The organism is Ancylomarina sp. YFZ004, assembly GCF_054254355.1.
In genome coordinates, this window is record NZ_JBTCHQ010000002.1 from 248,771 (window position 1) to 264,140 (window position 15,370).

The following is a 15,370-nucleotide window of genomic DNA, read 5'->3' on the forward strand; positions in this document are numbered from 1 at the left end:
TGCTATTGATTCAATTCCTTTATCATATTATAAACGCGATGACAGCTATTTCCATCCTGATACTTGTGATACATATCACGGATATCTTTTCGCCAACCAGCATGTTCCGTAGGCTTCTGCAAATAAGTTTTAATTTGATGCTCAAATTCTTTATAGTTATTCGCCTTAAAGCCAGGTGTGTTTTTCTCAAACTCTAAAAACAGTCCCTTTGTTTTCTTATATTCCTCCAAATCGTAAGGAATATATATTATTGGTCTATCCAGTAACAAGTAATCAATCCAAATGGATGAATAATCAGTCAACAAGACATCAACGTAAGGTAATAGCTCATAAACATCAGGGAAAAGATCCTGATCAGCCTTTATTACACGCTTCATTTTAGAAACATCGAATCGGCTCAATTCATCAGCACGTTTGATATCTTCTTTATGCCCTCTTAATAGAATATAAGCTTGCTCTTTTTCAAGGAAAGTATCCAATTGCTCAGAGTCGAAATCCTGAAAAGGGAAAAACTCTGCCGATTGTGTCTCTTCACGCCATGTTGGTGCATAAAGAATAACCTTCTGATTCAAATAAGGGTGTTTATCAGTCAATTCCTCATCTTTCGATGCAGACAACAAATAATCGTTGCGAGGTAAACCACATACCCATACATCATTTATATCCATATTAAATCCAGCCTTATGAAGCTCCTGTTCCAGAGGCGAACAGCCAGCCATATAAGAGTATTTTTGCATCTGATATCGCTTGCCATATTTTTGCCAAACATCGGTTTGCAATCCCATTTTCTTCATTGGTGTACCATGCCCCAAATAAATAACATACTTACATTTTTCATGCAGATAGAAAGGCAAAAATGGCGCGGCACTAATGCCATATGAAATAATCACATTTCGTGTGCGAAGAAAAAGGAAGAAGCCTTTTAATGACCAAGCATATTGAACTTCGCCAGGAAACTTTTCCTGCAAACTCTTGTATAGTGTCTTGTTTGCTGTAAAAAGGATGGCTCTAAAATCATCCTTTTCTCGCATGTATTCGAAAAGGTATTTCGAGTTATCGTAGTAGTATTTCTCAGTCAAGAAAAACAGGGCAATTCGCTTATCCTTCCTTACTAACTTCTCTAATAAATAGTAGAAATTACGAAGAATAAAGATGACTAGATGCAGAAAAACGATTTTCTGCATAAAAGCTATGAATTGCTGAGTCTTACTGAGTTTCTTACTCATCGCTAGTGGCTTTTCTATTTGTTTTTAGGGTCCAAGCTAAACCAGCCAACACCAAGGCAAAGAAGAGAAACATACTAACTAATGAGATTTTCTCGCCAACATAGAAAGCTTTAGGTTCGAATTTGAATTCGATTTTATGCTTACCTGCTGGCAAACGCATTGCACGCAACACATAGTTTGCTCTAAAGTGAGGTTTCAACTTTCCATCGACATAGGCATTCCAACCCGGTTGGTAATACATCTCAGAGAAAACGGCTAATTGCTCATTTGCTGATTGGTAATCGTATTGAATCGCATTAGGTGCATAATGAGTCATTTTGATTGTTGCCAAAGAATCGACATTCCCAACAAAACCATTTACCTGATCTGCAAAACGCTTATCAACAATCAATTCTTTTGCAGGATCGAATGCATTCAAACTCATAATTTCTTCATCGGCATTATCAACCATCTTAAAGGTTGAAACCAACCAAACACACCCCAAAGCATCAGCATTATAAACAGCTTGGCTGCCTCCCTCTTTTTTAGGGACAATTGCATAACGCGCATTTAGCATGTTTAGGACCTTGGCGTTTCCTTTCTCTATATGGAAATCGTAGAGTTCCTGAATACGTCTCAGCTTAGCCCCATGATAACCACCAATAGATTTGTGGAAATAGGACGTACTAGAATTCTGAAATGTACCAGCCGTTTTATTTAAAACACGGTAGTTGGAGTTCATATTCAATGCCCACAATTGAGCAGCGATCATTTCGTACTGATTGGCTTTGCGATTTTCCTTTTTATAATTGGCAGCAGCTTTTTGAAGTGTTGCTTGCAATTCAGGCTGTGCTTTTAACTCCAATTGAAGAATTTCATAATCAGCTTGAGTCGGATTAAAAGCCAACTTTAAATCCTTTTTGGCAACAAAGCTATCGTTATTCAAGTAACGTTTATTCACTGGCCAAAGGTCGGCTAGTAGCAATACGATTAAAGCCAAGATCAGGATCTTAGTATTAATTATCTTTCGATAGAATAGGAACAACAAAGCGGCTCCCAAGGCAATAAATACCACCGAACGTAAAGCATCAGCTCTAAAAATTGCGATTCGAGCATCAATCAGATCAGCTTGTATCTGAGAAATAAAGCCTATAGCATCGGGATTACCCGATTTTATTTGAGCCAGATAGTTGGTTTCAATATCACTCATGAAATCCAAACCTAAACTAGGTAGTAAATATAAAAGTAGAGCTAAACCTCCTGTAAGTGCTAAAGGAATGATCCCAATATTTAACTTGAATGAACCAAAAGCAATTTTACGTTTTAGGACTTCGGGTTCTTCAATGATTTTCTTAACAGCTAATATGCCCAGAAGTGGCACACAAAGTTCAACAACAATCAATATGGACGATACCACACGAAACTTGTTATAAAGCGGCACATAATCCAAAAAGAAATTTGTTAATCCTGCAAAGTGATGCCCCCATGATAACATGATGGCCAAAATGCTTGCCGTAAGCAAGCCCCATTTCAATCGTCCTGGAACGATAAACAGACCTAAAACGAAAAGAAACATCAGTAAAGCGCCGACATAAACAGGCCCGGCTGTAAAGGGTTGATTCCCCCAATAATGATGGTTGTCAACTTGCTCTAATTTATAATAATCGTCAACTTTTTTAATCTGTCCACCGCTCACGTAATTCACAATTTGAACCACTTCTTGTGGCGAACCCGCTCCCCCTTTTACATTAGGAATAAGCAAACTTAAAGTCTCTTGGATGCCATAAGACCATTGCGTTGCGTATCCTTTATCGAGCCCAGCGGTTTTATCATTTTTATCACCAAATGTTAATTCTGATTTGCCACGTATGGTCGACTTACTGTATTCGTATGAGTTATAAAGGTTGGTGTTGTTCACACCAATAGCGATAAAGGAAGCAGCTAGCAGTACCCCAATTGCCTTGAAGAAATGTTTCATTTCTTTGGCTTTTAGTCGGTGATAGAATTCAAATATCACTATACAGAAAACCATGATGGCAAAATAGTAAGTCATCTGAATATGATTGGAATAAAGCTCCATAATCAGAAAGAAAGTTGCCAATAAACCTCCCCAAAGATAGCGCCCACGGAACACCATGAGAATACCTCCCAAAGCAGGTGGGATAAAGGCCAGAGCATTCACTTTCCAGAGATGACCTGCCCCAATAATGATGATAAAATAAGTGGATAATGCATAAGCCAGTGCCCCAGCGATTGAGAGCCAAGGGTTCACACGAAGCGAAAGCATGAGAATATAAAATCCAATAAGGTATAATAAAAAGTAGCGGACAGGATCGGGTGTGTGAAGTTCCATCAATTGCTTGAAGAAATACATATCCTTAGCCTGATAATCCACATTAATTTGATAAGCGGGCATACCTCCAAACATGGAATTGGTCCAAAGTGGATCTTCCCCAGTGGCTTTTCGATAATCGATAATCTCTTTTTTTCCACCCCAGGCATTCAGAGAATCGCCTTTGCGCAACTGCTTGCCCTCGAGAACGGGCTGAAAGTAGATAAAGCCTATGATTAAAAAGATAATAATTGAGACCAGATGTGGTATTGCAGATTTAAATATCGACTTAAAACTCATATTAAATTATGAATGAAGAGTTATAAATTATGGGTGAATCAATTCATAATTTATAATTAATAATTTTCATTTTCAATTCAGCTCCTAAAGTACAAAAAAAGCAGAAAGCTTCAGCTAAAGATGTGCATGCTTTTTAAAGAACATAAATCATTCATTTCGTTACAAATCAATTTTAGTGAAATAGACATTCATTAACTAGACACTTTCTATTCTACACCCACAAGCATACTATACGCATAGTTAATATTTTGTTTATAAATTTGATTTTATAAATTTGATAAACGGTCTTTGAGACAAAAAATTCACTGATAAGTCTTGCAAGAACCATCCGCACTATAGACGGTAAATTCAAGTACAATCAATGAACTAAAAACAACTTATAAAAACCAACAGATAAGGTGTGTAAAGTGTATAGCAACCTATACACTAGTCACCACACATATAAAGAAACAGTAGATGATATTACTACAAGATATTATGCCATTAGATAAGATGACAAAAGACGGTCCTGTTTTATTAGTAAGGCATGCGGACGAGAATATGGCAAAGATTCAAGAATTAGATTTGATTGAAGAGTTTCAAACTTTTCAAGACAGACCTGCATTTAGAAAATGTAAATACTTAATCAGCTTTATTGCAGAGCCTAATAATTACTGTAAACTATACGGTGTCTATCTTAATGAAGGAATTAGAGAAAAAGCCGACTTGCCATATCACTCAGAAAGGCTAAGCCCTTTGTGTAAGGCTCAGAATAGAGAAACTGATTTTTGCTTAACTCTTGTCAAACAAGAAAAGTATGCAAAATATGAAGGTCGTTTAATAATTGACTGGATAGTACCACGTGGATGGTATAGTACATATGGCAATATACAAGACAAAGAAGTTATTAAGGTTTTGCCTCGGAATTTTGTTGATGAATTCCCTGGATTAATGAATATAAAAGTATCAGCAAGCGAATTAAAAAAAATAATAGAAAACCCAGATTCACACTCGAAATGGTATGATTCATTAACAAGATTGCAAGCTGTTTACTTGATAATGGATAAAAATACAGGAAGTCAATATGTTGGTACAACATATGGTCAGAATGGTTTATGGCAAAGATGGGAAAGCTATGTAAAGAGTGGATTTACTGGTGGAAATAAAAAATTAGTTGAACTAAAAAGTTATGATACTGATTTTCATAAAGATTTTCAATATTCAATTCTGGAAGTTTTGCCAAAAAATGCAAATCAGAAAGAATGTATAAATGCTGAAAACCTTTGGAAAGAGAAACTAGGAACAAGAGCTCACGGACTTAATGAGAATTAATAAATACGTATGGTAATAAATAGAACTATGAGCGACAACACTCATATTGAAAACTTAGTTCAATTAATAAACACCAGAAAGCCAATTAAATTGGTTTGTTCAAAATATAAATAAGTAAATTTAATGACTCACGAATTAAGATTTTAAAGGTGTTTCCCGAAATTATCGAGACAGGCAAATATTTAAAGAGAGTTCACGAAGTTTCCTAAAAATTTAATTAATGGATAAATTGATAAAAGAAATACGGAATTGTCGAATTTGTGAGTCAAACCTACCATTAGGACCTAGACCAATTTTTGCAGCACACCCACAAAGTAAAATAGTAATAATAGGTCAAGCTCCAGGATTAGTTGTGCACAAAACTGGAATTCCATGGGATGATAAAAGTGGTGATAATTTAAGGAATTGGATGGGTATTACGAACGAATCATTTTACAATGTTGAGAATATAGCGTTAATTCCAATGGGATTTTGCTATCCGGGAAAGGGTAAATCTGGTGACAATCCTCCAAGAAAAGAATGTGCTCCTCAATGGCATAATATTCTACTAAGTCAAATAGAAAAACCGGAATTGATTATTCTAATTGGTAAGTATGCGCAAGAATATTACTTGGAAAGTAAATCAAAAAAAACATTAACTGAAACAGTGAAGAACTATAATGAGTATTTAACCGAGTATTTTGTGCTCCCACACCCATCTCCCAGAAACAATATTTGGATGAAAAAAAACGAGTGGTTTTTAAATAAAGTAGTTCCCAAATTAAAATTAAGAATTGAAAGAATTCTAAAATTATAACATTTGCTAGCAATAACTAAACGCAAGCACCCCATCAAACCCAAAGCCTTGTGGCAGATGTCTAGTAGGGTCGTTGTGCGTCATATTAAATAGATCCAACTAATGATAAAAGTCCTAATAAATACACTGAAAATAGTCTTAGCACTATACATTTTATTATGTGGCCTTTTATACTTTTTTCAAGAAAGATTAATATTCTTCCCTCAGAAATTAGATAAAACATATCAATTTCAATTTGGCGATAAAAATGAAGAACAGAATATAAAAACTACCGATGGTACAGTTTTAAATGGAATTTTATTTAAAGCAGACAGTGCAAAAGGTTTGATTTTTTATCTACATGGTAATGCAGGTTCTTTAAGTTCTTGGGGTGGCGTTGCAAAGATTTACACAGATTTAAACTACGACATTTTTATTTTAGATTATCGTGGATACGGTAAAAGTGAAGGGAGAATAAATGGACAAGAACAACTTTTTGAGGACATACAAAACGTTTATGATGAACTTAAAAAACAATACACCGAAGACAAAATAGTTATATTAGGATATTCTATTGGAACTGGACTCGCCTCAAAAATTGCCTCGACAAACAACCCCAGGCGTTTAATTTTACAAGCACCTTATTATAGTTTGAAAGATATGATGAAACATACATTTCCAATTATTCCTACTTTAATTTTAAAATACAAGTTTGAAACCAACATATACTTGAAAGATTGTCAAATGCCAGTTGTAATTTTCCATGGGAATCAAGATAGAGTAATTTATTATGGCTCTTCATTGAAACTAAAAAATGAATTTAAAAAATCTGACACTTTAATTACATTAAACGGACAAGGACATAATGGAATGACATGCAACCAAGAATATAACATTGAAATAAAGAGAATATTGACTCGTGAATAAAAGTACGAATGCACAATAAAAGCTAAATTTCATGGGCATTGATGTGCTCCCTAAATCTTTCGGGATTGAAAGCTTAGTTCAGTTAATAAACACCAGTAAGCCACTAAAATTGGTTTGCTCAAAATATAAACAAATTTATTACTCACGAATAATGACTTTAAAAGTGTTCGTGATTTAAAAATGCGGCTTGCTTCTTTGGCGGTTGATAAGACAACTCTTAAATCCCTATAGCTTAGGAGCCCCGAGCTTAGTAAGGCCGTTAACACTTCTCTATTGAAAGAATAACAAAAATCAACATCTATGTCGGTTGCACAAACAAACATCAAATTCTTCGAGTTTGCGTTAAATTAATATAAAATTTCACAACTTATGCAAATTTAATTTTACATCTTTGAAGCCTTTTTTAGAGCATACAAATAGCTATCTGTAAGGCTTAGCTGAAGATGTAAGTGAGAATTTAACGATAAAATAACAAATCTGCAGGGAAAAGGGATAAGGCCATACCTGCAGCAAGGCATAAAAAATTACTATGAGATTAATTTCAGCTATAATAGATAATTATAGAAGAAACGGTTTGATAAATAGGTATTACTATAGTAAATACTATTATTACAGTAGATTAATTGAGTATTACACAGATTTGTCTGAATATTCGAGAATAATTGATTTATACAAGAAGAAAGAATTATCTACAACAAATAAAATAATTGCCTTTCAAGAAGGTTACTTGTTTAATCAAAAAAATAAGAAACATATATTAAAGAAGTTTAAATATCCTCAATTTAAATATAGAATTAGAAAAAATAACTTAGACATTGAAATCTATTTTTATAAGATTATTATTGGCGGACACAAGGTTAGATTGGAGATACATTTAAGTGATAATAAATTGTTTTATTACAATTATACATTTACACGTAATTTAAACAATCAACAACTTCGAGATATTATAAGAATAATTCAAGAAAAATATTTAGATGGCTTATCAATAGATATATGCACGCAAAGTATTATTGATCAAAATCAGACGGTGTTAGATATTGAAAATACAATGGAATTAAAAATTCATTACATATATACAAACTCAAATATTATTCAAAGCTTAAATATTTATAAAGAAACATCTGCAAATAAAAAGGTAAAATCAATAGAAAAAAAACTAACTGAACTTAGAAATAAATTGTAAAGCAACTCGTTTACAACCTAGTAGTCAGTCGCAAGGTCATTACCATGTGGAAAAGCTTTCACAACACGTTACGTAAATGATATGTAGGGATTGAAAGTTTAGTGAAGTTATTAAACACTTGAAAGCCACTAAAACAATTCACTTATTCTATTTTTCAAGGAGTTTCCTGACACTTCGGGATCGGAAACCCACAAAACTTAGCAAGATCATTATAACTCTGTACATACAGAATATCAAAATTCATATCTCACAAACACATTGGGTGTTATCCCAAGAGAATAGCTTTTCAGCTCGTTCATCTGGTATGTCTCATCATAATAGACCATATATGACCTATCCAGAACATTTTTTTTATCGTATAAGTTTTGCAGATTAAATCCTAATTTAAGCTGTCTTTTACTTGAATCCGATAAGCTAAACTTATAAGCCGATGAGAAATCGAGTCGATGGTAATTAGAAATCCTACTGCTATTGATGATATCATAATAGATCTGACCATTTTCGGGATCAATACTATTGGCAGGGGTAAAGGGTTTTCCTGTTCGCCATTTCCAATTCAGAGAAAATTCGAAAGACTGCCAATGGTAGGTAAAGGCAGCAGCCACGGCATGGCGAATATCAAAATTTCCGCGAAATGTTTTTCCTTCGTTCAAATCAAGAAACCTATAATTGGTTTTAATCAGAGAGTAGGACAGTAAAGAATTATAATTCTGACCTCTTTTTCTGAAGAGGGCATCAAACCCCCATGTTTTACTTTTGCCTTCAGCATAAAAGACATTTTTATTAACAAAAGCCTTAGAAACTGAAGTCAAACCCTCATCTTGCTTAAAGTATGTTTCCAAACCGATATTCAAACCATCCTTATCCCACTCTAATCCTCCAGATATCTGCTTACTATTTAGAATTGGAATATTCAAATTATCGGCCAATCCCCAAACCTGATTCTCTAAACCAAAATCACTGGTTTGAAACTCCAGAATTTGACTTATATTTTGATTCTTGATGCTAGCAGTTAACTTAAAATAAAGTGGTTTAGCCAGCTTTAACTTTGCATATAGGCGAGGTTCAAAAAACATCTTTTCAGTAGATGTCAGATAATTGAATCTTAATCCCAAATTGATATAAAAATCCTTTTTCTTATTAAACTGTAATTCAGAATAAAGGGCAAAGGAATTCTCGTCACCTTTATTTTTATCGATATAGTTATTCTCGGAGGCATCTGCTACACTCTGAAAGTGATATTCTACTGTTTGTGAAGTAATCTGTAATCCCGTGCGTAATTTACTCCAGGGACCTAAGCGAACTTGCACATCAGCATCGAGTCCTAGCTCTTTAATAGAATTTGCTTTGGTATTTTTAGCTTTCTCTCCATTATCAATCTCTCCATGATAAGAATAATCCAGATCGTAATACGAAAATTCTCCTTTAATGCTATGTCTGACATTCCGACTCCATTTTCCTTCTGAAATCAAGCTCAAGCCCTGATTATTGATCTTTAACCTATCCTTACTTTTATAATAATCATCGTAAGAAAATGAATAATCTAAATCGTTGATCGAATACAAATAGTTCACATACAACTTATGATCATCTGAGAAATTTATAGTGGTATTCAATGACAAATCCTTAAAATAAAAGTCCGTATTTGTCTTGGTGTATTCTGAATCAAAGGCTTTATTCTCTGATATGATTGTATTCTGAAAAACCCGTTCAGAATAATGATTAAAGGACGGGGTCTTTATGAAATCATTGTACGATCTTCTGAAACTTAAACTTATCCCCACTTTATCTTTCTTAATCGGCAATTTAAGTAGGGCATCCATATAATTAAAGTTAGCTCCTAAACTCCCACCCACTTGTTCAGGAATCCTCCTATCAGAGCGCATATCGATAACACCTGAAATACGATTACCGTATTGAGCACTTGCACCACTTCGAAATATCTTCACATCGGAAATCTGGTGAGGATTAAGCGCTGAAATCATGCCAAAAAAATGAGAATTGTGGTAAATAGTGATGCCATTCCATAAAATCAGATTCTGGTCGGGAGTTCCCCCTCTAATATGCAAATCAGAATTCGACTCTGAAGGACTAACAACTCCTGGAATGAGTTGAAGGGTCTCAAAAACGTCTGGGTCTGGAGAAGCAGTAACCGACTTAATATCGTCAGAAGAAAGCATAATAGATCCATCGTAATTGTTGCCTGTCCCATCACTAATCTGATCAATCAAAACTTCATTCAGTTGTTCGTGCGATTCATATAATTCAGCCTTTATCAGCAAATTATCCTTGATGATATTGGCGCAAAATTTTATAGAAGTAAATCCAATATACTGAATCAAGATCGTATCTACTGAAGTATTTCTTCTCAATTCGAAATACCCCTCTTCATCAGATGTACATCCCCTTTTTTGAGTCTGGTTAATAATAGTACCACCCCAAAGAGGTGTTTGTGTCGTCTTATCGACCAACCTGCCTCTTATAGTGATAAAACGTGGAGTTTCATCCTCTTTCACAATGATGTATCGGGAACTTATCTTCTCAAAAATTAATTGGGTTTCCTGCTGAAGTTTAGTAATTATGACATAAAGTGAGGCATCAGATATCTCGAAACTAAATTTGTATTGATTCGCAATATCATCGCGATATGAGAAACGAACATCAAACTGAGATTCAAGCTTATTCAACACCTCTTTCAAGCTTGCACTTTCAAAGCTCAAAGTGCTGGTTTTCTCTTGAGATAAGAGAGGGAAAGTTATCAGGATAAAGAAATATAAGATTAGATACTTCATTATTTACGATACAATAAAATCGGTTTCTTTCTTCTTATTTTATATTTAATCTCCATAGGATAAAAAACAGATTTAAGAGCCAATTCTAAATCATCATGAGTAAAACTCCCTGTGAATCGTTGACTTAGATCAATTCCGTTAGCCTCAAAACGAACTTTATAATGACGCTCGAGAGCCTTCACCACCTCTTTAAGAGGCAGGTTTTCGAAGGTACTTTCTCCTTTTGTCCATGATGGAGATTGTTGCGAAAATATCCATGACTCTTTATCTTCATCGATAAAACGAACAGCATCACCCCCTTTTAGGATGATAGAATCTCCCATAAAATCGACTTTCACACGACCTTCGAAACAAAGTACTTCGAAAAAATTGTTTCGGGAATGAACATTAAACTCAGTTCCCAATACACTCACATCACCACAATTGGTATGTATCTTGAATTTTGATCCGGGAATTACTTTAAAATAAGCTTCCCCTTTTAAGTTTAACTCTCTTTTATTATCCCATTTTTTATCATGAAACGAAATTTCAGATTTAGAATTCAACTTAACCTTTGACCCATCAGGTAAATTAAAAGCAAGCTGCTCTCCATTCAAACTTTTGTATCCTGTTTCTGATGGTAATAAAAAGAGGATACCCATTAGTATAGCAACAGAAGCTGCTAGCCAGTAAGGCCAAAAGGTAATTATAGGCTTTCTCCTTGCAGCCATTCTATTTTGCAGAAGTTTCTGAAAAGCTTTTTCCTTATCAAAGGAGGGCTTTTCTAATAGAGATGAAGTTTCAGCTATTCTTTTATAAGCATAATAATCTTCAGTCTTCTCGAAAGCTTTCACTTCTGCATCAGACAACTCATTATTAAGCCATCTTGCCAAATATGTATCATCAGTGAAATTATTCTGCATGGATATCTTATTAAATCCTGAAATTTATCAGGTCGAATTCTATTATTTTATTACAAAATAAGTCTAAACCATCAATTAAGGTGATTGAAATTTATGTTGTATCTACAATTAAAACATGTTAAAGTTCAATTACCCTACCTCTATATCTAAACATTACCAATTTTTTCTCTCAAAGCTATCAATGCTATATGCATTCGTTTCTCTATGGCTTTTACCGAGATATCCAACATCTCGGCTATCTCAGCATATGTTTTTTTATCGATTCTATTCAACAGAAAAACAACACGCTGTTTTTCTGGCAAATCAGCAATAGCATTATTTAAAATCACCCGAAACTCAGATTCTTCCATAATATACTCAGGACTCTCAATATTTAACTCATCTGGTATTTCCTGATGATATTTCAGTCTAACCTTCTGATGCGACACATGATTAAGAAATAGATTTTTTGCAACTGTAAAGACAAAAGATTTAGCTTTTAGAAAAAGTACTTTCTTGCAATTCTCCCAAAGTTTAACGAAAGCTTCTTGTACGATATCATCTGACATGTCAGGATCACCGCACTTGTAGTAGATAAAATTATGGAGTAAGGGGGCATGTAAGTTAAAAACCCTCTCGAACACCTTCGTTTTACACAAGGATAAATTTATATTTTTCTTATCTAATTCTTCCACAGGTTTTCTTTCGATATAGAAATAAGCGTTTCACAAACTCTATGACAGTTTAATTGGGCTCAATTTAAATTAAATTCTGCAAGTAAATACGATTTACATATTTTTTTTAAGTTCTCACAAAAATCAAATTCTGATTAGTAAATAAACGTAAGTAACTTGATTAAAGTCTAAACATTAAAAAAAAAAGTAGGGTATTCAATTCGAGAGTTGTTTTAGTATTACAATGAGATACAAGTCAAACTAAAATTTGAATAATATGCTCCTTCAAAAAAGACTGAGAATACTCGTAATTCTATTACTGTCCTTATTAGTTCTCAATACATTTAATGCCTGTAGTAAGGATGATGATGTCGTAGAGCCCGAAAAAAAAGAGACGCCTAACAAACCTATTGAAGACAAAGATGAGTCGACAGATGGTCCGACAAGTGAAGAAGGGGGTATTACACTTTATTCAGTAGAGGGATACAACATAAATAAAACAACAGACTACAAAGTTGCTGATAACCTTTTGGAATTACAGAAGGACAGTAAAAAACACACCGAGATTTGGGACTTAATCAGTAAAATTGTACCAAATAATTACATAACATTCTTTAACGAATACATTGTTATTACGGGGGAAGAAAGTGGAATTGCAGGCTATGTTGTTCAAACAACAAATGATCTTACAAAATGGCAGATCGGAATTGCCATTGACATGGCTTACTATGGTGGTTTTAATTCAGATGGTGAATTATCCTATACGATTATTCATGAATTCGGACATGTTTTAACACTGAACGATACACAGGTCGATTCGAAAAAAACTGAAAATAATTGTCAAAATTATTTCCCAGGAGAAGGTTGCGCAAAAGAAGGATCGTATATAAATGCACTCTATCAAAATTTCTGGAAAGATATTCATGATGAATTTCTGGATACTGGTGATGATGAAAGCAAAAAGCAAACTTTTTACGAGAAGTATCAAGATCGATTTGTGACACAATACGCCTCCACTAACCCTGGTGAGGACATTGCTGAATGCTTTACTCACTTTGTCATCTTCAACAAACCAACAGGAGATACTTATGCCAATAAGAAAGTTCAGCTTTTTTATAATTATCCTGAATTTGTTGAGTTAAGAAATTACATCCGCAAGTCATTGAATATAGGTACTAAATCCAAATCGGCACCTACAATTAAAGTCTGGAAACGTGGAGCTACTTTCGGAAAGAAAGGGCAGAAAAGATCTTGAAGCAAGTATTAACCTACTCTTCAAATTTGATTCTTTTTTTAGGGGATTAAGAATCATAGAAGTTATCATCCCAGTTTTTGACTTTTAAAACTGGGATGATACTTCATTTTAAGTCTAAGCTATTTTCATCACAACTTTAAACAAATTCTTATGAAAGCTATAGGAATAATACTAGCAATTCTACTTTTCAGTTGTTCGGCCTATCAAAAGGCAGAATATTCACAACAATCAAACTTGATTACCTTAATAAAATCGAGATGTCGCGGAAAATGTCCTGTGTATGAACTCAACATCAACACAGAAGGAGAAGCAATCTATCATGGTATTTCAAATGTGAGAAATAAAGGAATAATTAAATTCAGACTTAGCAAAGTAGAATTAGATGAGCTACAAAAACTTTTCACTGAGTTCAAATTTCAAGAGATCAAGCTTCAGCAGAAGACAAAATATAGAGATGTACCCTATACGACTTTAAAGTATAAAGGCAAATCACATTATTATCGCTCATCTTGGGAAGCATCTCCTTTCAAGAGTATTGTAGAAAGACTGGATGGCTTAATACAAGAAAATATTTCTACATATAATAAGAAAAAACATAACAAGCTGACATCAATACACGCTGATCGATGAATGTCCATTCTAATTGTTCTTAACTAAGCGATACATTTCTATCGCAAGAAAGTAATCCTAAAAAAAATATAGACAGGCAATAATCTTAGATGTTCATTTTTATTGAATCACACCAGTAGAGCTTTAAGTTATTCAGAAGGAAAAGGGAAAGTTAAGCTTTCCCTTTCTTTTTATGCTGCCAACAATAGCGAGAGCCTGAGCTCGACTTTCGCTTACATTGTGAACCATTCTTCGTTTTGCCACAACATTGGCCTACATACGGCTTTATTCGAATTGCTTCAATATCTTTATTAGCCTTTACAATAGCATGAGAATATCCTTTTCTTGATCCAAATCGCCAGTTATGTAGACCTCGATTAGCTTCCAGCTTGTTCTCAATACCATCTGGTAGTTGTGGGAAGAAGTTAAGCCCCGTTAACTTTTCAAGCTGATCCACAGTTACAACAAAACTCGTTAAGGGCTGTTCTGACTTCTTATTAGCTAATAGGAAAGCAATCATATCTGATTGACCTGCTTTTTCGCGAAAAACAATCTTATAATACTTCTCAGGTACAGCAACTCTATTCTTCCCAATAATTGGCAAGCCTGGCTTTAAGACAGCACCTGTTACCACATAAATCTTGTCGTAAGCTTTTGCCCAATTTCTAACCTGAGTTTCCAATTTTTTCCAGATACCACGATTAAAGGAAGGCCTTTGTGGGGACATATTCGACATATAGAAACTCTCGGACATGGCTGCTGTTGTAAATCCCATATCAGCCGCAGGAGCCAAATGTCCCCTATCGTAACCACTCCCCTTATAATCTTTAAGATTTGCAGAGCCTGTTTTTACGATGGGATCGGGTCTAAAATTATCAGCTCGCTTAATTGAACCAGTCGTTTCATTCGCATTTAGCTCATAAGCCACCCATTGTGCTTGCTCAAACTTCTCACTATAAGATAAAATGTAGTTTTTGTGTTTGATAATTTCGCCTGTATGTGTGGGTAGATATTTGTAGTCCTGAGAAAATCCTAAAAAGGATACCAATTGCAATAAGAGTACTAAACGTATTTTATTCATAGATATTTTGTTCTAAATTGACTGAGCTATGACAGCCGTCCA

Annotated in this window: 12 protein-coding genes; 6 read left to right on the plus strand and 6 right to left on the minus strand. The window is 34.3% G+C overall.

The annotated features are described in order from the left end of the window. Positions 1 to 2 precede the first annotated feature (2 nt). Together ACXR6G_RS04300 and ACXR6G_RS04305 are read right to left on the minus strand one after the other, a co-directional pair. A complete protein-coding gene (locus tag ACXR6G_RS04300; protein WP_458360166.1) occupies positions 3 to 1,226 on the minus strand; it encodes a CDP-glycerol glycerophosphotransferase family protein in 1,224 nt (407 codons plus the stop codon). Next, the gene (locus tag ACXR6G_RS04305) at positions 1,219 to 3,837 is read right to left on the minus strand and encodes a YfhO family protein (RefSeq protein WP_458360167.1); all 2,619 of its coding nucleotides are present in this window, start codon (positions 3,835 to 3,837) and stop codon (positions 1,219 to 1,221) included. The genes ACXR6G_RS04300 and ACXR6G_RS04305 overlap by 8 nt, the downstream gene beginning before the upstream one ends. 456 nt (positions 3,838 to 4,293) lie before the next feature. Here ACXR6G_RS04305 and ACXR6G_RS04310 point away from each other — a divergent pair, with 456 nt between their 5' ends. From ACXR6G_RS04310 to ACXR6G_RS04325, 4 genes are all read left to right on the plus strand, one after another. Further along, positions 4,294 to 5,148 (plus strand): GIY-YIG nuclease family protein, encoded by an 855-nt coding sequence (locus ACXR6G_RS04310; RefSeq protein WP_458360168.1) that lies wholly within the window; start codon positions 4,294 to 4,296, stop codon positions 5,146 to 5,148. A gap of 220 nt (positions 5,149 to 5,368) precedes the next feature. After that, positions 5,369 to 5,944 (plus strand): uracil-DNA glycosylase family protein, encoded by a 576-nt coding sequence (locus ACXR6G_RS04315; RefSeq protein ID WP_458360169.1) that lies wholly within the window; start codon positions 5,369 to 5,371, stop codon positions 5,942 to 5,944. A gap of 102 nt (positions 5,945 to 6,046) precedes the next feature. Next, positions 6,047 to 6,850, plus strand: coding sequence for an alpha/beta hydrolase (locus tag ACXR6G_RS04320; RefSeq protein WP_458360170.1), 804 nt, complete (start codon positions 6,047 to 6,049; stop codon positions 6,848 to 6,850). Between the two features lie 529 nt (positions 6,851 to 7,379). Next, positions 7,380 to 8,036 (plus strand): hypothetical protein, encoded by a 657-nt coding sequence (locus ACXR6G_RS04325; protein ID WP_458360171.1) that lies wholly within the window; start codon positions 7,380 to 7,382, stop codon positions 8,034 to 8,036. A 233-nt stretch (positions 8,037 to 8,269) separates the two neighbouring features. Here ACXR6G_RS04325 and ACXR6G_RS04330 read toward each other — a convergent pair whose 3' ends face one another. The 3 genes from ACXR6G_RS04330 to ACXR6G_RS04340 all read right to left on the minus strand — a co-directional run bounded on the left by ACXR6G_RS04330 (position 8,270) and on the right by ACXR6G_RS04340 (position 12,404). Continuing rightward, the gene (locus tag ACXR6G_RS04330) at positions 8,270 to 10,828 is read right to left on the minus strand and encodes a carboxypeptidase-like regulatory domain-containing protein (RefSeq protein WP_458360172.1); all 2,559 of its coding nucleotides are present in this window, start codon (positions 10,826 to 10,828) and stop codon (positions 8,270 to 8,272) included. Continuing rightward, positions 10,828 to 11,730 carry a FecR family protein gene (locus ACXR6G_RS04335; protein ID WP_458360173.1) on the minus strand — a complete coding sequence of 301 codons (903 nt, stop codon included), beginning with the start codon at positions 11,728 to 11,730 and terminating at the stop codon, positions 10,828 to 10,830. Before ACXR6G_RS04335 ends, ACXR6G_RS04330 begins: the two co-directional genes overlap by 1 nt. Positions 11,731 to 11,876: 146 nt before the next feature. Beyond that, positions 11,877 to 12,404: an RNA polymerase sigma factor gene (locus ACXR6G_RS04340; protein ID WP_458360174.1), complete on the minus strand. Its 528-nt coding sequence runs from the start codon at positions 12,402 to 12,404 to the stop codon at positions 11,877 to 11,879. Between the two features lie 256 nt (positions 12,405 to 12,660). Here ACXR6G_RS04340 and ACXR6G_RS04345 point away from each other — a divergent pair, with 256 nt between their 5' ends. Further along, entirely contained in the window at positions 12,661 to 13,638 is a 978-nt protein-coding gene (locus ACXR6G_RS04345) for a hypothetical protein (RefSeq protein ID WP_458360175.1), read from the plus strand. Between the two features lie 150 nt (positions 13,639 to 13,788). After that, positions 13,789 to 14,268, plus strand: coding sequence for a DUF6438 domain-containing protein (locus tag ACXR6G_RS04350; protein ID WP_458360176.1), 480 nt, complete (start codon positions 13,789 to 13,791; stop codon positions 14,266 to 14,268). 151 nt (positions 14,269 to 14,419) lie between these two features. Here the strand turns inward: ACXR6G_RS04350 and ACXR6G_RS04355 are convergent, their stop codons facing one another. Next, positions 14,420 to 15,328: a DNA/RNA non-specific endonuclease gene (locus ACXR6G_RS04355; RefSeq protein WP_458360177.1), complete on the minus strand. Its 909-nt coding sequence runs from the start codon at positions 15,326 to 15,328 to the stop codon at positions 14,420 to 14,422. Positions 15,329 to 15,370: the final 42 nt, after the last annotated feature.